This is a genomic window from Kitasatospora sp. NPDC001119 (genome assembly GCF_053598475.1).
On sequence record NZ_JBSFKI010000002.1, the window covers coordinates 219288 to 236025 of the forward strand.

Below are 16738 nucleotides of genomic sequence, written 5' to 3' on the forward strand. Positions count from 1 at the left end.
GACGGCCACAGGCTGTGCACAGCGGGTGTGCACAGCCTGTGGACGAAGGACGGGCGGGATCAGCCGGAGAGGCGGACCGGCATGATCAGGTACTGGTAGGCCTTGTCCTCCTCGGCGTCCACCGAGACCTTGCCGCTGAGCAGCGCGGGCTTGGTCGGGGTGGTGAAGCTGAGCTGGGCGAAGGGGGAGTCGATGGCCTTGAGGCCCTCCTCCAGGTAGCCCGGGTTGAACGCGATCGAGATGGCGTCGCCCTCCAGGGAGGCCTCGATCCGCTCGGTGGCCTGGGCGTCGTCGCCCGAACCGGCCTCCAGCGTCAGCACGCCCTCCTCGAAGTTGAGGCGGACCGGGGTGTTGCGCTCGGCGACCAGCGAGACGCGCTTGAGCGCCTCCAGGAAGGGCTGGGTCTGGATCGCGGCGATCGCGTTGAACTCGGTCGGGAAGAGGCTGCGGAACTTGGGGAACTCGCCCTCCAGCAGCCGGGTGGTCGTCCGGCGGCCGGCGCCCTCGAAGCCGATCAGGCCCTCGCCCGCGCCGCCCGAGGAGAGCGCGATGGAGACGTTGTCGCCGCTGCCCAGGGACTTGGCGATGTCCTGGAGGGTCTTGGCCGGGACCAGCGCGACGGCGGAGATGTCCGACTGCTCGGGCTTCCACAGCAGCTCGCGGACGGCGAAGCGGTAGCGGTCGGTGGCGGCCAGGGTGATCCGGTCGCCCTCGATCTCGACCCGGACACCGGTGAGCACCGGGAGGGTGTCGTCCCGGCCGGCGGCGACCGCGGCCTGGCTGACGGCCGAGGCGAAGACGTCGCCGGAGACGGTGCCGGTGGCGGTCGGCATCTGGGGCAGCGCCGGGTACTCGTCCACCGGGAGGGTGGGGAGGGTGAACCGGGAGCTGCCGCAGACCACGCTGACCCGCTGGCCGTCGGTGGAGATCTCCACCGGCCGGTTGGGGAGGTTGCGGGAGATGTCGTTCAGCAGCCGGCCGGAGACCAGGACGGTGCCGGCCTCCTCGACGTCCGCCTCCAGCTCGACCCGGGCCGAGACCTCGTAGTCGAAGCCGGACAGCGCCAGGCTGCCCTCCTGCGCGGTCAGCAGCAGGCCGGCCAGCACCGGCACCGGCGGCCGTGCCGGGAGGCTGCGGGCAGCCCAGGCCACCGCCTCCGCGAGGACGTCACGCTCCACCCGGAACTTCACCGGTAACCGCCTCCTGGATCGAGCGCTCCCGCTCGCACTCTGGTTCGTCTGATCTTGATCGTCGGTTCGGCTGTCCACCGAGCTCGGTCACTCCGCTTCCAGTCGCAAGGACAGTCTGACGTACTCCGCCGACAGACGGGGCAGACGGGCGGAAGCGACCCGAACTGTTGTCGGGGCCCGGTTGTCCACAGATTCGGGGCCCACCCACTTTGAAAGCAAGTCCGGGGTCTAAATGTGTAGTGGTAGTAGTAGGGCCTGTGGAAACCGTGGATAACCCTGTTTCCGCAGGTCAGAGCCCGAATTTTGTCCACAGCGGGTGTGGACGGCGGCTGTGGACGGGCAGGCCGCGCTGTGGACAGCCGAGCGTTACCCACAGGGCACGCAGGGTATCCACAGGTTATCCCCAGGGCTGTCCCCAGATCCGGGCCCGGTTATCCACGGGCGCCGGTCAACTTTACGTGACGCCTTTCACACCAGGGTATGAACGCCAGCCCACGGTTGTCGAACTGTGGACGCCGCTGTGGACAACCTGGGGATAACCGGCCCTCCCCTGGGGACAACCGGTGGATAACCCGGACGGCCCACTGTGGACCCGTCAATTGTCCACACCCTGTGGATAACCGTTGTGCACAAGTCCACAGGCACCTGACCTGCGCGGAAGAGCGTAGCGGCGACGGGCCTGTGGACGAATTCTGGATAACTCCGCACTCCCCACCCTGTGGACGGCGGCGGAGGGGCCCGTCCTGTGGACAACGGCCTTGCGCGCCCCCGGGTTTCGAATCACCGGTCAGTTGTTCGGCGCGGGCTGTGGACTGGCGGACCGTCCGTCGAGGGCATCCCTGCCCAGCCCGCGCGCGACGCACACCTGTGGACACGAGAAAGGGCGTCAGGATTCGCTCCTGACGCCCTTGGGGCCCGTCTTCGGACCCGGGGCCCGCCGTGCCTGCTCCGGCTAGCTCTTGATGCGGTTGGTGAGTTCGGTGACCTGGTTGTAGATCGAGCGCCGCTCGGCCATCAGCGAGCGGATCTTGCGGTCCGCGTGCATCACCGTGGTGTGGTCGCGGCCGCCGAACTGCGCGCCGATCTTCGGCAGCGAGAGGTCGGTGAGCTCGCGGCAGAGGTACATCGCGATCTGCCGGGCCGTCACCAGCACCCGGCTGCGCGAGGACCCGCAGAGGTCGTCCACGCCCAGGCCGAAGTAGGCGGCGGTCTGCTGCATGATGACCTGCGCGGTGATCTCCGGCCCGGCGTCCTCGTCCCCGCCCGGGATCAGGTCCTTGAGGACGATCCCGGCCAACTCCAGGTCCACCGGGGCCCGGTTGAGGTTGGCGAAGGCGGTCACCCGGATCAGCGCGCCCTCCAACTCCCGGATGTTGCGGGTGATCCGGGAGGCGATGAACTCCAACACGTCGGCGGGAGCGTTGAGTTGCTCCTGGATCGCCTTCTTGCGCAGGATCGCGATCCGGGTCTCCAGCTCCGGCGGGGTGACGTCGGTGATCAGACCCCACTCGAAGCGGTTGCGCAGCCGGTCCTCCAGCGTGGTCAGCAGCTTGGGCGGCCGGTCCGAGGAGAGGACGATCTGCTTGTTCGCGTTGTGCAGGGTGTTGAAGGTGTGGAAGAACTCCTCCTGCGTGGACTCCTTGCTCGCGAGGAACTGGATGTCGTCCACGAGCAGGATGTCCATGTCCCGGTAGCGGCGGCGGAAGGTGTCCGCCTTGCCGTCCCGGATCGAGTTGATGAACTCGTTGGTGAACTCCTCCGAGGACACGTAGCGCACCCGGGTGCCCGGGAAGAGACTGCGCGAGTAGTGCCCGATGGCGTGCAGCAGGTGGGTCTTGCCCAGCCCGGACTCGCCGTAGATGAAGAGCGGGTTGTACGCCTTGGCCGGAGCCTCGGCGACCGCCACCGCCGCCGCGTGCGCGAAGCGGTTGCTGGCGCCGATGACGAAGGTGTCGAACAGGTACTTGGGGTTCAGCCGGGCGGCCGGCTCGTCCTTGCGGGAGCCGCCGGCCGGGGGAGCGCCGGGCGGGGCGGGCACGCCGGGGACGCCGGGACGCTCGGCGGAGCGCTCCGGGGCGGCCTTCTCGGCCGGGCGGCCGCCGGTGGGGCGGGAGCCGCCGGCCCGACGGCCGGCGCCGGTGCGGGGCTGCTCGTTCGGGCCGGGGCCGTAGGCGCCGCCGAAGAGGTCGCCCTGGGTGGTCGCGGGCGGGCCGGGGACGGGCCGCGGCGCCGGACGGGACGCGGGCTCCTCCGCGTCGCGGTAGCCGGGCGGCTGCTCCTGGTAGCCCTGCCAGCCGGGCCCGCCGCCGGGGCCGCCGTACGGGGCCTGGCGCTGCTCGTAGCCGCCGGTGTCGTAGCGGGGGCGCTCGTAGTCCTGCTCGTACCCCTGGCCCTGCTCGTACGGCTGCGGCTGCTCGTAGGGCTGGCCGTGCTCGTACGGCTGCTGGTAGCCCTGGCCGCCGTAGCCGGGGGCGTCGTCCTCGGCCGGGCCCGGGTAGGGCTCGGCGGGGGCCTGGGGGGCGGGCGCGGGGGTGGTCGGCACCGCGTTGGCGTCGACCATCACGGCGATCCGGACCGGGCGGCTGAGCTCACGGCTGAGGGCCTCGGTCAGCTGCGGCAGCAGCCGGCCCTCCAGCACCTGCTTGGCCCGCTCGTTCGGGGTCGCCAGCAGGGCGGTGTCGTGCATCATCCACATCGGCTGGGTGCGCTGCACCCACTGTTTGTCCATCTCCCCGACATCGGGGTCGGCGACCAGCCGCTCGACGACCCTGGCCCAGACCGGGACGAGGTCGCTGTTGACATCAGCCACTGGTGCACGCTTTCCAAGAACAAACCAGACAAGTTCTGCAACGGTAGTCAGCGAACAGGGACGGATCAAGTCGTTGTCCACAGGCTGTGGGTAAGACGGGCGGGAGACGGCTGGTTTGACCCCCGTGCCCCGTCCCGCGTACCGTAACCAGGTCGAGTTGTCGATGGCCGCTGCCGCATGTCCGCGGGTCCACCCGCTCCATAAGGCGCGCAGCACGGGCGCCGTGGATTGCCTCAAACCCCAGCCGAACTGGGGCGATGGGCCGGATTTCCGAATCAGGGGAGATCACGCGGACGCACGGTGACGGCCAAGCGATTCCCCGTCATCCTACGATTCACCTCAGGAGCCCCCGAGTGAGCAAGCGCACCTTCCAGCCGAACAACCGTCGTCGCGCGAAGACCCACGGCTTCCGGCTGCGTATGCGTACCCGCGCCGGCCGCGCCATCCTGGCCGCCCGCCGTGGCAAGGGCCGCAGCAGCCTGTCCGCCTGATCCGCGCCAGAGTCTGTTGTGCTGCCCTCCGAGAATCGGCTGCGGCGGCGCCAGGACTTCGCGACCGCGGTGAAACGCGGTCGCCGGGCCGGCCGGCCCCTTCTGGTCGTCCATCTCAGCAGAGACGGTGACCCGCAGGGGCAGACCGACCGGACCAGCGACTCCCGCCCGCACGTCGCCGAGGGGACTCCTTCGGCGCGTGCGGGTTTCGTCGTGAGCAAGGCCGTTGGCCCGGCGGTCGTTCGCAACCTGGTCAAGCGCCGGTTGCGCCATCTCGTTCGTGATCGTCTCTCCAGGCTGCCCGCCGGTAGCCTGATAGTGGTGCGTGCGCTGCCCCAGGCCGCGACCGCCTCGTACCAGGACCTCGAACGTGACCTGGACGCGGCACTGAAGCGGTTGCTGAGGACGGAGCCCGCCGCCACGGCGCCGACGGGAGCAGGTCGATGAAGTACCTGCTGATGGGTCTGATCAGGGTCTACCAGTGGACCATCAGCCCACTGCTCGGTCCGGTCTGCCGTTACTACCCCTCCTGCTCGCACTACGGCTACGAGGCCGTGAAGGTGCACGGAGCGGTCAAGGGCGGCGGGCTGACCGTGTGGCGCATCCTGCGCTGCAATCCGTGGACGCCCGGTGGGGTCGATCATGTCCCGCCGCGCAAGCATCCGGTGTGGCACCGGCGGTTGCGAGACTGGCTGAAGAGCCGGTCCGCCACCGGAGACCCGGTGACCGCCACCCCCGCCGGTCCGGACCCCGAGGGCCCGGCGACCATTGGCCCCGTGCGGCCAATCCACCTGTCCAAGGAGCCTGACCGGTGACCTTCTCCTTCCTGAATCCCCTGTACACAGCGGTGTCCTGGATCATCGTCCAGTTCCACTCGCTGTACAGCCACATCTTCAACCCGGACGGTGGCTGGGCCTGGGGTCTTGCCATCGCCTCGATGGTGGTCGTCATCCGGATCTGCCTGATCCCGCTCTTCGTGAAGCAGATCAAGGCGACCCGGGCCATGCAGGCGATCCAGCCGAAGATGAAGGCCATCCAGGAGCGCTACAAGAACGACCGGCAGCGCCAGTCCGAAGAGATGATGAAGCTGTACAAGGAGGCGGGTACCAACCCGTTCTCCAGCTGCCTTCCCATCATCGTGCAGGCGCCGTTCTTCACCGCGCTCTACGGGGTGCTCGCCAAGGTCGCCAAGGGCCAGGACATCGGCGTCATCCACGGTGACCTGCTGGTGAGCGCCGGCAAGGCGCACATCTTCGGTGCCCCGCTCTCCGCGACCTTCGTGGGCAGCCCCGAGACCAGCGTCAAGATCGTCACCGCCGTGATGATCATCCTGATGTCGCTGTCGCAGTTCGTCACCCAGCGCCAGCTGATGACCAAGAACGTCGACCTCTCGGTGAAGACGCCGTTCATGCAGCAGCAGAAGATGCTGATGTACGTCTTCCCGATCATGTTCGCCGTGATGGGCATCAACTTCCCGGTCGGTGTCCTGGTCTACTGGCTGACCACCAACGTCTGGTCGATGGGCCAGCAGCTGGTCGTGATCCACAACAACCCGACCCCGGGCAGCAAGGCCTTCGAGGAGCGTCAGGCCCGTCTGAAGAAGGCCGGCCGGCTGCGTCCGGACGGTACGGAGATCAAGGGCGCGCTCTGGGGCATGCTGCCCCCGTCCAAGGCGGCCGTCAGCGAGGCGGCCAGCGCCGCCGCGGTGGTCGAGGAGTCGGTGCAGGTGCGCCGCCAGCAGCCCCGTCGGCAGAGCAAGGCCCAGCGCCAGCAGGCCGGTGTCGGACAGCCGACCGGCGAGCCGGACAAGGACAGCCAGGCGGAGGAAGCCGCCGACACGGCTCCGTCCGACAGCGTGCCGTCCGACTCCGGTGCCAAGCCGGCGGCCGCCAAGCAGGCCGCGGCGAAGCCCGCCGGTACCAAGCAGGGCACCCGGCAGCAGCCGAAGCGCGGTGGCGGCCAGCGGCCGAAGAAGAAGTCCTGACCGGTCCCGAGCCCGTTGTGACCGCCGCGAAGAGCTTCGTCCCCGGCCCGACAGACGGGCCCATCTCCGAAGGAGTCCATCAGTGACGGAAGGCACCACCTCCGCCGTCGAGGCCGAGGCCGCCGCCAGCGCCGACGAGAGCCTCATCTCCCGCCTGGAGCAGGAGGGCGACATCGCGGCGGACTACCTGGAGGGTCTGCTCGACATCGCGGACCTCGACGGTGACATCGACATGGACGTCGAGGGCGACCGCGCCCTGGTCTCCATCGTCAGCGACGGCAACGACCGTGCGCTGCAGCGCCTGGTCGGCCAGGACGGCGAGGTGCTGGAGGCCCTCCAGGAGCTGACCCGGTTGGCTGTCCACCGGGAGACCGGCGAGCGCAGCCGCCTCATGCTGGACATTGCCGGCTTCCGGGCCCGCAAGCGCGAGGAGCTGGCGGTGCTCGGCGCCCAGGCCGCCGAGCAGGCCAAGAGCAGTGGCGAGCAGGTCAAGCTGCGGCCGATGACTCCCTTCGAGCGCAAGGTCGTCCACGACGCGGTCGCCGCGGCCGGCCTGCGCAGCGAGTCCGAGGGCGAAGAGCCCCAGCGGTTCGTGGTCGTGCTGCCGGTCTGAGGCCGACAGGTCGACGACCGGCCGCCGCGGCGGCCGGAGAGCTTCACCGGACGCGACCCCGTCCGCCTCGTGCGGGCGGGGTCGTCGTCCCTTCTGGGATGTTTCACGTGAAACAGTGCGTTGAGCGGGTCGGTGGATCCGGGGATCGGAGAGGTCGAGATGGACACGGAGAACGCGGCTGCCGGCCGGCCGGGGGCGGACGTGGACCCGGCCGCTGAGGGGCCGGCCACCGAGCTGGAGCACCCTGGCGAGGCACCGGCTGCCGCCCGGGAGGTCTTCGGGGAGCGCTACGACGCCGCGGTCCGCTACACCGAGCTGCTGGCCACCGCGGGCGTGCAGCGCGGGCTGATCGGGCCCCGCGAGGTGCCCCGGCTCTGGGACCGCCACGTGCTGAACTGCGCGGTGCTGGCCGAGCTGCTGCCCTCCGGCATCACCCTGTGCGACGTCGGCTCCGGGGCCGGCCTGCCGGGCATCCCGGTGGCGCTGGCCCGTCCGGACGTCTCGGTGACGCTGCTGGAGCCGCTGCTGCGCCGGACCACCTTCCTGGAGGAGGTCGTCCGGGAGCTGGGGCTGGACAACGTCACGGTGCTGCGCGGCCGCGCCGAGGAGATGGTCGGCAAGCTCGCGGTGGACGTGGTGACCGCCCGGGCGGTGGCGCCGCTGGAGCGGCTGGCCGGCTGGGGCATGCCGCTGCTGCGCCCGCACGGGCAGATGCTGGCGCTCAAGGGGGACAGCGCGGAGCAGGAGCTGGCCGACTCGCGGGCCGGGCTGGCCAAGCTGGGTGCGGTCGAGTGGAGCGTCATCGCCGTCGGCGAGGGCACCCTGGAGACCTCGACCCGGGTGGTCCAGGTGAAGGCGGGGGAGAGCCCCGGCGGGGTGAAGGCGGCCACCCGGCGCGCCAAGGCGGCCCGGGCGGGCCGCACCGCGAGCGTCCGGAACGGCGAGCGCGGCCGGGGCGGACGGCGCCGCGGACGCTGATCGGGCGTGACGTCGGGCACCTGACGACCACGGGCGGACGGTCCTCCTGCGAGGGGGGAACGTCCGCCCGTCGTCGTTCAGGTGTCGGTGGGGTCGACGGCTGGACACCGGAGTGTCGCAACGTCAGATTTCCGGCATAGCGGGCATGGTGTTTCCCGTGAAACGTCGCTCCTTGCTCTCGGGCATCCTCCGCCGTGACCGGGCGGCGACTGTTGCCGCTCCGGTTTCACGTGAAACACTGACCCCCATGCAGGACTCGGAGACCGTCGACCAGATCGATGACACGCCCATCGCGCGGGCCGCCCAGGCCGCGGTCCGGGCGATCGGCCGAGCGGGTGAGGGACTGCCCCGGCCGGCCGCCACCCGGGTGATCGTGGTCGCCAACCAGAAGGGTGGGGTGGGCAAGACCACCACCACCGTGAACATGGCCGCCTCCCTCGCCATGCACGGCCTGCGCGTCCTGGTCGTCGACCTCGACCCGCAGGGCAACGCCTCCACGGCGCTCGGCATCGACCACCACGCCGAAGTGCCGTCCATCTACGACGTCCTGGTGGAGGGCAAGCCGCTGGCCGACGTGGTGCAGCCGGTGCACGACGTCGAGGGGCTGTTCTGCGTCCCCGCCACCATCGACCTGGCCGGCGCCGAGATCGAGCTGGTCTCCCTGGTGGCCCGGGAGAGCCGGCTCCAGCGCGCCATCACCGCCTACGAGCAGCCGCTCGACTACATCCTGATCGACTGTCCGCCCTCGCTGGGCCTGTTGACGGTCAACGCCATGGTCGCCGGCCAGGAGGTGATGATCCCGATCCAGTGCGAGTACTACGCGTTGGAGGGCCTCGGCCAACTGCTGCGCAACGTCGAGCTGGTGCGCGCGCACCTCAACCCCGCACTGCACGTGTCGACCATCCTGCTCACCATGTACGACGCCCGGACGAGGCTGGCCGCCCAGGTCGCCGAGGAGGTCCGGACCCACTTCCACCAAGAGGTGCTGAGCACGGCGATCCCGCGGTCGGTGCGCATCTCGGAGGCGCCCAGTTACGGGCAGACGGTGCTCACCTACGACCCGGGGTCGACCGGGGCGCTCTCCTACCTGGAGGCCGCCCGCGAGCTCGCGCAGCGTGCGGTGGGCCCGGGCGGCTCACTGGTGGGTCAGCAGCGGGACGGCCAGCAGGGGCACGGCGCCCCGGTGGCACAGCACGGTACGACGGAGGGTCATCAGTGAGTGCTCGCAGGGTTGGTCTGGGTCGAGGGCTGGAGGCGCTGATCCGCCCCGCCGCGCCGGTGGACGGCGGGGTGGAGGCGAAGACTGCGGCAGCCGTGCCCGTACCGGCCCCGGTGACGCCGCTGCCGAGTGTCCGCGGCACGGTGGCGGCCAGGGCGGCCGCCGAGAAGCGGGCCGAGCAGGCGCAGCCGGCCGGCGCGTACTTCGCCGAGCTGCCGCTGGACGCGATCACCCCCAATCCGCGCCAGCCGCGTGAGGTCTTCGACGAGGACAAGCTGGCCGAGCTGGTCACCTCCATCAAGGAGGTCGGTCTGCTCCAGCCGATCGTGGTCCGCCAGGTCGGCGTGGACAGCTTCGAGCTGATCATGGGCGAGCGCCGCTGGCGCGCCTCCCGGGAGGCCGGGCTGGAGCGGATCCCGGCGATCGTCCGGGCCACCGAGGACGACAAGCTGCTGCTGGACGCCCTCCTGGAGAACCTGCACCGCGCCGAGCTGAACCCGGTGGAGGAGGCCGCCGCCTACGACCAGCTGCTGCGGGACTTCTCCTGCACCCACGAGGAGCTGGCCGATCGGATCGGCCGCTCGCGGACGCACGTCTCCAACACCCTGCGGCTGATGAAGCTCCCGCCCTCCGTCCAGACCCGGCTGGTGGCCGGGACGCTGATGGCCGGGCACGCCCGGGCGCTGCTCGGCCTGTCGGACCCGGAGCAGCAGGAGCGGCTGGCCGCGCGGGTGATCGCCGAGGGCCTCACGGTGCGCAACGTCGAGGAGCTCGTCGTGCTGATGCGCTCGGAGGAGCCGGAGCAGCCCAGGCGCCAGGCGCCGAAGGCGGGCAAGCTGAACTCCCCGGCCTTCAACGACCTGGCGAGCCGGCTGTCCGACCGCTTCGACACCCGGGTCAAGGTCGAGGTGTCGCAGCGCGGCGGCAGGCTGGGCAAGGGCAAGGTGGTGCTGGAGTTCGGCTCGGTCGAGGACCTGAACCGGATCCTGGACAGCATGGCCCCGGGGGAGGACGGTCTGCGGCTGTCGCAGGGCTGAGCCGGCCCGGCCGGCCGAGGGCGACGACCCGATGGGTGCGTGTTCCACGTGAGCGCTGTTTCACGTGAAACATGCACCCATCGGCGTTCGTGGGGGAATGCTCGACCGTGAGAGGGAGGAGGAGGTGCGGCCATGGGACGGCGGATCGTTCCGCTGACGCTGGACAACCTCGGGGACCTGCCGGCCGGCTGCCGCTCCTGCGTGTTCTGGGAGCTGGACCCGGTCAGTGCGAAGGAAGCGGTGGAGTCGGGCAAGCCGGAGCTGGAGAAGGAGGGGTGGATCTCCACGGTGCTGCTGGAGTGGGGCTCCTGCGGCCGGATCGTCTACGTGGACGACCGGCCCGCCGGGTTCGTGCTGTACGCGCCGCCCGCCTACGTCCCCCGCTCGCAGTCCTTCCCGACCAGCCCGGTCTCGCCCGACGCCGTTCAGCTGATGGTCAGCCGGGTGCTGCCGGGATACCAGCGCCAGGGGATCGGCCGGGTGCTGGTGCAGACCGTGGCCAAGGACCTGATCGGGCGCGGGGTGCGGGCGATCGAGGCCTTCGGCTCCTCCGGGCGGGCGCCGACCAGTTGCGTGCTGCCGGCCGACCACCTGCTCGCGGTCGGCTTCAGGACCGTCCGCCCGCACTCGCGCTACCCGCGGCTGCGGCTGGAGGCGCGGACCACGCTCTCCTGGCGGGGCGACGTGGAGGGGGCGCTGGAGCGGCTGCTGGGCGGCGGGCGCAAGGAGCCGGTGCTGCCCTTCTAGGGCCCGGAGACGCCCTTCTAGGGCCCGGAGACGCCCTTCAAGGGGCCGGAGACGTCCTTCGAGGGGCCGGGAACGACGGAGGCGGGGCTCCCCCCGAGGGGAGCCCCGCCTCCGCGTGGTCGACGACCGGAAGACCTAGATGAAGTCGGCCAGCTCGCGCAGCAGCGCGGCCTTCGGACGGGCACCGGTGATGGACTTCACCGGCTCGCCGCCCTGGTAGACGATCAGGGTCGGGATCGAGATGACGCCGTACTTGGCGGCGGTCGCCTGGTTGGCGTCCACGTCGAGCTTGGCGATGGTCAGCTTGTCGCCGTGCTCGGCCGCGATGTCCTCCAGGACCGGGGCGACCTGGCGGCACGGGCCGCACCAGGTGGCCCAGAAGTCGACCAGTACGGGCTTCTCGCTCTCGAGGACGTCCTTCTCGAACGTCGCGTCGGTGACTGTGGTGGTGGCGCCGGCCACGGGAACTCCTCGGGGTTCGGACGGAGGGGGCTGCTGCCAGGAGAACAACGGGTGGGCCCGTTCTGTTTCTGCCCGGCCGGGGCGGGGGTGTTTCACGTGGAACACCCCCGCGGGTGGAGCGGGAAGGGCTCAGACCGCGACGGCGGCGGCCTTGGCCTCCAGGTCGTCCAGCGCGGCCAGGTAGCGCTCGGCGTCCAGGGCGGAGGAGCAGCCGGTGCCGGCGGCCGTGATGGCCTGGCGGTAGCTGTGGTCGACGACGTCGCCGGCGCCGAACACGCCCGGGATGTTGGTCCGGGTCGAGGGGGCGTCGACCTTGAGGTAGCCCTCGGCGTCGAGGTCCAGCTGGCCCTTGAAGAGCTCGGTGCGCGGGTCGTGGCCGATCGCGATGAACAGGCCGGTGACGGCCAGCTCACGGGTCTCGCCGGTGGTGGTGTCGCGCAGGGTGACGCCGGTCAGCTTCGGGTCGCCGTGGATGGCCTCGACCGCGCTGTCCCACTCGAAGCGGATCTTCGGGTCGGCGAAGGCGCGCTCCTGCATCGCCTTGGAGGCGCGCAGGGAGTCCCGGCGGTGGATGATCGTGACGCTCTTGGCGAAGCGGGAGAGGAAGGTCGCCTCCTCCAGCGCGGTGTCGCCGCCGCCGACCACCGCGATGTCCTGGTCGCGGAAGAAGAAGCCGTCGCAGGTCGCGCACCAGGAGACGCCGCGGCCGGAGAGCTTGTCCTCGTTCGGCAGGCCGAGCTTGCGGTGCTGGGAGCCGGTGGTGACGATCACGGCGCGTGCCTTGTGCACGTTGCCCTCGGAGTCGGTGACGGTCTTGACGTCACCGGTGAGGTCGACCGCGACGATGTCGTCGGGGATCAGCTCGGCGCCGAACTTCTCGGCCTGGGCGCGCATGTTGTCCATCAGCTCGGGGCCCATGACGCCGTCCCGGAAGCCCGGGAAGTTCTCGACCTCGGTGGTGTTCATGAGCGCGCCACCGGCGGTGACGGCCCCCTCGAAGACCAGCGGCTTGAGGGAGGCACGGGCCGTGTAGAGCGCGGCCGTGTACCCGGCCGGGCCGGAACCGATGATGATCACGTTACGGACGTCGCTCACTGCTTCTCCTGGTTCGCATCGCGACCCGCGTTTGCTGCGGGGAGGGCGGTCCTGCTCCGCCGCCCGGGACAACGACTGACCAGTGTCTCGCATTCCCAGGCGGATCAGTACCAGCCGCCCGAAGTCCGGAAGCGGCGTGGCGGAGTTGGCGTGGATCGCATGGAAACCGCCGGTCAGTGGCTGGGAACGGCCTGGTGCAGGACGGTTGGGCCGCAGTCGGGGGAGCGCAGGTAGACGTCGACGAAACCGGGCCGGCCGGGCAGCAGGTAGACCAGGACGTCCACCGGGGCGCCCTGGAAGGTGCCCCGGTCGGTGGCCAGCGGGGTGCCGGAGGCCGGGGCCGGGCAGCCCGGCGCGGTGGGGGAGCCGGTGGGGGAGCCCGCGGGGGAGGGCGGGTCGGACTCCGGCCGGCCGCCGGCGGCGGGCAGGGCGCCTTCGGACATGGCGGGCCCGGTGGCCCGCAGCCCCGGGACGTTCTCCGAGCGGGCCAGCAACCGCTGGACCTGGGTGGCGAGTTCGTCCTCGCGGTAGTCGGTGCCGGCGGCCGTGTGCGGGGCCCGGGCGTCGTGGCTGTCGGCGGTGGCGGTCGGGGCGCCGCCCGCGCTGGCCGTCACCGTGCCGGACCGGTCGTCGGGCTGCAGCAGCAGCGCCCCGCCGAGTCCGAGGGCGGCCAGGGCGGCGGCCGTGCCGATCAGCAGGGCGAACCGCCGCCGCCGGGGGCGGCCGGGGCCGGTGGCCGGGCCGGACCGGCCGGCGGGACGCCCCGCGGGCCTGGAGGGCGGGGCGGAGGACGGCGTGAGGGGCGCCGTGGCGGTGCGTACGGGCCGGGCCGGGGCGTCGGGTCGACGGTCGGCCGCGGGGGCCTCCTGCGGCCGCTCGACGGCCTCGTCGGCGCTCCCGGCGGCTTCGGTGGCTTCGGTGGCTTCGGCGACAGCCGCGGCGAGGGCCGCGTCCAGCCGGGCGGCGACGTCGGCCGGCATCGGCGGGGTCTCGACGTCGCCGAGCAGGGCCCGGACCTCGGCGAGCGCGTCGACGGTCTCCCGGCACTCGGCGCAGCCGTCCAGGTGCCGCCGCAGCGCCTCGACGGTGGAAGGGGAGTCGACCAGCCCCTCGGCGAGGTCGGCCAGCTGCTCGACCGGGGGGTGGTCGTCGGCGGGGTCGGGGAAGGAGGGATGGGCGTTCATCGGGTGCTCACGTCTCCTTCCAGCATCGTCCGACCGGTGCTCTGCCCCGTCCCTGTGCCGGTGCTCGGCCCCGTCCCTGTGACGGAGCCGGGGCGCTTCGGGTTCCCGGGGGCGTCCCGGCGTGGCGGGGCCGAGCCGGGGGCGGGCGGTGTTTCACGTGAAACATCGGGCTCGCGCAGGTGCCGGACCAGGGGGAGGAGCCGGGCCCGGCCACGCGCGCAGCGGCTCTTCACCGTGCCCACCGGGACGCCCAGCAGCTCGGCGGCCTCGGCCACCGGGTAGCCCTGCATGTCGACCAGCACCAGGGCGGCCCGCTGTTCGGCGGGCAGTTCGGCGAGCGCCGCGGTCAGCTCCCGGTGCAGCTCGGCCCGGACCACCGGGGAGTCGGCCGGCTCGGCGGCGCCGACCAGGGTGTCCAGCCGCTGCGGGTCATCGTCGAGCGGGGTGGTGCGCCGGGTGGCGCTGCGCCGGGCGCGGTCCAGGCAGGCGTTGACCACGATCCGGTGCAGCCAGGTGGTGACCGCCGAGCGGCCCTGGAAGCCGGCGGCGGCGCGGAAGGCGGACACCAAGGCGTCCTGGAGGGCGTCGGCGGCCTCCTCGCGGTCGCCCAGGGTGCGCAGGGCGACCGCCCAGAGCCGGTCGCGGTGGCGGTCCACCAGCAGGCCGAAGGCCGCCCGGTCGCCGGCGACGTGCCGGGCGAGCAGCGCCGCGTCGTCGTCCGCCACCGTCACCCCCCTCTGCCGTCGTGCCGTCGTGCCGGGGCCGTCCGCCCCGGGTCAGCCGGAGACCTTGACCTCGGCGACGTGGCCCCGGTACTTGCCGTCGGCATCCTTCGCCAGACCGGTCAGCCAGATCAAGAGGTACCGCGTGGTGGTCGGGGAGTCGAGGGCGTACTCGACATTGGTCCCGGTCTTCTTGCCCACGACGGTGAAGGCGTCCGGCTTGGCCTGCAGCGGGTTGCCGGCGGCGGCCGCGGTGGGCACCCGCAGCTCCGCGGACTGCTCGCCGCCGGAGAACAGGACGCTCACCGAGGAGACCGGTTGCGGTGAGCCGAGGTCGATCAGCAGACCGGTGCCGGACTTGAGCGCGGGCGGCTTGGGCCCGAGCTGGTCGACGTACCAGCCGGTGGTCCAGGAGGTGTTCGCGTCGTTGTCGATCGCCTTCCCGATGCTCTCGGTGCCCTCGGGCCCGTCGCCCAGCGGGTTGTACGACTGCGCCTCCTTGATGGCGATCGACACCGGGTTGTGGGTGCTCGCCTGGGGGCTCGGCGCGGTGCTGCTGGCCGAGGTCAGCGGGGACGCGGTGGCCGCCCCGGTGTGGCGCAGGCTGTCGACGAACTGCCAGGAGGCGACGCCGATCGCGCCCAGCGCGACCGTCCACGCGGTGGCCTTGACCACCCGGCGCAGCCGCCGCCGGGTGCGGGTGCGCCGGGAGGGGGCCGGGCGGGAGGAGGCCGGCAGCGGGGAGACGGTGGTGTCGGCGACCCGGGTCGGGTTGGGCGCGGTGGGCAGCGCGTGGGTGTTGTGCCGGGGCGGGGCCGGGAAGGCGGGCAGCTCCGGCGCGGGCTGGCGGATCTTGGGCAGCTTGGCGATCGCCCGGACCAGTTCCTCCGGGGTGGTGATCGGCTGGGCATGGTGCGGCGGCTGGTCGAACAGGGCCCGCGCGGCGAGCTCGGACAGGCCCTTGTGGACCCCGGCGCGGACCTGGTCCGGCGCGGCGTTCTGGAGGCCCTTGGGCAGGCCCTGGAGGTCGTAGCGGTCCTCCGGGTACGGCCAGCGGTGGGTGAGCGCGGCGAACAGCAGTGCGCCGATCGCGCGGGTGTCGGCCCGCTGGGCGTCCTCGGCGTCCTCGGCGGGCAGCCCGCGCAGGGCGGCGTCCACCGCGATGCCGTTGATCCGGTACTGGCCGCTGTCGGTGCGCAGCACGCAGCGCGGGGTGAGCCGCAGGTGGGCCTGGCCGCGCCGGTGGGCGGCCGCGACGGCGTCGGCGACCTGGCGGACCATCTGGTACGCCTCGTGCGGCTCCATCGGGCCGTTGGCGAGCAGCCTGGCCAGGTCGGAGGAGTGCGGCAGCCACTCCCGCACGACGTAGACCAGCTCGCCCTCGTGGACGGCGTCCAGCACCTGGACGAAGCGCGGGTCGCCGAGCAGCGCGGCGGACTTGGCCGCGGCCAGCACCTTGCGGGCCCGCTGGTGGCCGGAGGCCATCAGGTGGACGCCGACCGCCCGGCGCAGCTTCTCGTCGACGGCGCGCCAGCTGCTGAAGGTCTCGGTCTGGGAGATGCACTCCTCCAGCCGGTACCGGTGGCCGATCATGTCCCCGCTGCGGCGCTGCGGGGCGGGGAGGGTGCGCGGGAGGGTGGCGGTGTCGCGCGGGTCGACCGTGGGCTGCGGGTCGGTGGGGCGGCGCGCGGGGCGGGTGGGCTCGGGGGCGGGCTTCTTCCGGGGGGACCCGGCGGCCAGTTCGGCGCGCAGCTCCTGGACCGAGAGCGGGGCGGTGATCTCCGAGGTCTCCTCGCCGGCGGCGGGCTCCGGGCCCGCGGCCGGCACGTCGTCGCGGTCCCGCTCCTCGCCCCGGCCCTTCTCCCCGTCCTGGTCGGTGTTCTCGTCCGCGTCGGGGCGCCCGGGGGCGGCGGCAGCGGTGGGGGCGGCGGGGGCGCCCTCGCGGGCGTCCGCGGAGGTGCTCTCGCCGGCGTCGTCCGAGCCCGCGAGCTCGTCGATCGCCGCGGCCAGCGCGGCCTCGTCCGTCGCCGCGTCAGCTGCTGACGTGTCGACGACCGCCTTGGTGCCATCAGCCACCGTGGTCCTGCCTCCCCTTGTGTCGCCGCGGCTTGAGAGAGTCGCTGGAGCCCTAGGGTCGGCGGCCCTGTGCTCCAGGACAATTGTGCCCACTCTTCTCCACCGGGTACGACCGCTGAGACGTCCGCTCG

General features: G+C 72.2%; 16 protein-coding genes. 9 read left to right on the plus strand and 7 right to left on the minus strand.

Annotated features, from left to right (window positions below):
- Positions 1-59: 59 nt before the first annotated feature.
- The gene (gene dnaN, locus ACWDD9_RS03370; protein ID WP_074001900.1) at positions 60-1190 is read right to left on the minus strand and encodes a DNA polymerase III subunit beta; all 1131 of its coding nucleotides are present in this window, start codon (positions 1188-1190) and stop codon (positions 60-62) included.
- 952 nt (positions 1191-2142) lie between these two features.
- Positions 2143-3999, minus strand: coding sequence for a chromosomal replication initiator protein DnaA (dnaA, locus tag ACWDD9_RS03375; protein ID WP_380777895.1), 1857 nt, complete (start codon positions 3997-3999; stop codon positions 2143-2145).
- A gap of 353 nt (positions 4000-4352) precedes the next feature.
- Between dnaA and rpmH the strand changes: the two genes are divergently transcribed.
- The 9 genes from rpmH to ACWDD9_RS03420 all read left to right on the plus strand — a co-directional run bounded on the left by rpmH (position 4353) and on the right by ACWDD9_RS03420 (position 11068).
- Positions 4353-4490 (plus strand): 50S ribosomal protein L34, encoded by a 138-nt coding sequence (gene rpmH, locus ACWDD9_RS03380; RefSeq protein WP_030305394.1) that lies wholly within the window; start codon positions 4353-4355, stop codon positions 4488-4490.
- A gap of 18 nt (positions 4491-4508) precedes the next feature.
- Positions 4509-4937 (plus strand): ribonuclease P protein component, encoded by a 429-nt coding sequence (rnpA, locus tag ACWDD9_RS03385; RefSeq protein WP_049655849.1) that lies wholly within the window; start codon positions 4509-4511, stop codon positions 4935-4937.
- A complete protein-coding gene (gene yidD / locus ACWDD9_RS03390; protein WP_049655851.1) occupies positions 4934-5305 on the plus strand; it encodes a membrane protein insertion efficiency factor YidD in 372 nt (123 codons plus the stop codon). The genes rnpA and yidD overlap by 4 nt, the downstream gene beginning before the upstream one ends.
- Complete coding sequence (yidC, locus tag ACWDD9_RS03395; RefSeq protein WP_049655853.1) at positions 5302-6474, plus strand: membrane protein insertase YidC; 1173 nt, start codon at positions 5302-5304, stop codon at positions 6472-6474. The genes yidD and yidC overlap by 4 nt, the downstream gene beginning before the upstream one ends.
- 82 nt (positions 6475-6556) lie before the next feature.
- Complete coding sequence (locus tag ACWDD9_RS03400) at positions 6557-7087, plus strand: Jag family protein (protein WP_049655854.1); 531 nt, start codon at positions 6557-6559, stop codon at positions 7085-7087.
- A gap of 159 nt (positions 7088-7246) precedes the next feature.
- Positions 7247-8065, plus strand: coding sequence for a 16S rRNA (guanine(527)-N(7))-methyltransferase RsmG (gene rsmG / locus ACWDD9_RS03405; protein WP_079271995.1), 819 nt, complete (start codon positions 7247-7249; stop codon positions 8063-8065).
- A gap of 247 nt (positions 8066-8312) precedes the next feature.
- A complete protein-coding gene (locus tag ACWDD9_RS03410; protein WP_234348544.1) occupies positions 8313-9284 on the plus strand; it encodes a ParA family protein in 972 nt (323 codons plus the stop codon).
- Entirely contained in the window at positions 9281-10321 is a 1041-nt protein-coding gene (locus ACWDD9_RS03415) for a ParB/RepB/Spo0J family partition protein (RefSeq protein WP_449810680.1), read from the plus strand. The genes ACWDD9_RS03410 and ACWDD9_RS03415 overlap by 4 nt, the downstream gene beginning before the upstream one ends.
- 132 nt (positions 10322-10453) lie before the next feature.
- Positions 10454-11068 (plus strand): GNAT family N-acetyltransferase, encoded by a 615-nt coding sequence (locus ACWDD9_RS03420; RefSeq protein WP_049655856.1) that lies wholly within the window; start codon positions 10454-10456, stop codon positions 11066-11068.
- Between the two features lie 135 nt (positions 11069-11203).
- Here ACWDD9_RS03420 and trxA read toward each other — a convergent pair whose 3' ends face one another.
- From trxA to ACWDD9_RS03445, 5 genes are all read right to left on the minus strand, one after another.
- Positions 11204-11530 carry a thioredoxin gene (gene trxA / locus ACWDD9_RS03425; RefSeq protein ID WP_049655857.1) on the minus strand — a complete coding sequence of 109 codons (327 nt, stop codon included), beginning with the start codon at positions 11528-11530 and terminating at the stop codon, positions 11204-11206.
- A 129-nt stretch (positions 11531-11659) separates the two neighbouring features.
- On the minus strand, positions 11660-12625 hold the full coding sequence (gene trxB / locus ACWDD9_RS03430) for a thioredoxin-disulfide reductase (RefSeq protein WP_449810681.1): 966 nt from the start codon (positions 12623-12625) through the stop codon (positions 11660-11662).
- A gap of 173 nt (positions 12626-12798) precedes the next feature.
- The gene (locus tag ACWDD9_RS03435) at positions 12799-13809 is read right to left on the minus strand and encodes a hypothetical protein (RefSeq protein ID WP_449810682.1); all 1011 of its coding nucleotides are present in this window, start codon (positions 13807-13809) and stop codon (positions 12799-12801) included.
- A complete protein-coding gene (gene sigM, locus ACWDD9_RS03440; RefSeq protein WP_449810683.1) occupies positions 13806-14540 on the minus strand; it encodes an RNA polymerase sigma factor SigM in 735 nt (244 codons plus the stop codon). Before sigM ends, ACWDD9_RS03435 begins: the two co-directional genes overlap by 4 nt.
- Before the next feature lie 45 nt (positions 14541-14585).
- Positions 14586-16607 carry a serine/threonine protein kinase gene (locus ACWDD9_RS03445; protein ID WP_449810684.1) on the minus strand — a complete coding sequence of 674 codons (2022 nt, stop codon included), beginning with the start codon at positions 16605-16607 and terminating at the stop codon, positions 14586-14588.
- Positions 16608-16738 lie beyond the last annotated feature (131 nt).

Excerpts from the sequence above, each read along its gene's own strand:
- ACWDD9_RS03435 (WP_449810682.1), bottom strand. The coding sequence starts at position 13,809 with ATGAACGCCCATCCCTCCTTCCCCGACCCCGCCGACGACCACCCCCCG.
- rsmG (WP_079271995.1), top strand. The coding sequence starts at position 7,247 with ATGGACACGGAGAACGCGGCTGCCGGCCGGCCGGGGGCGGACGTGGAC.
- ACWDD9_RS03420 (WP_049655856.1), top strand. The coding sequence starts at position 10,454 with ATGGGACGGCGGATCGTTCCGCTGACGCTGGACAACCTCGGGGACCTG.
- yidD (WP_049655851.1), top strand. The coding sequence starts at position 4,934 with ATGAAGTACCTGCTGATGGGTCTGATCAGGGTCTACCAGTGGACCATC.
- ACWDD9_RS03410 (WP_234348544.1), top strand. The coding sequence starts at position 8,313 with ATGCAGGACTCGGAGACCGTCGACCAGATCGATGACACGCCCATCGCG.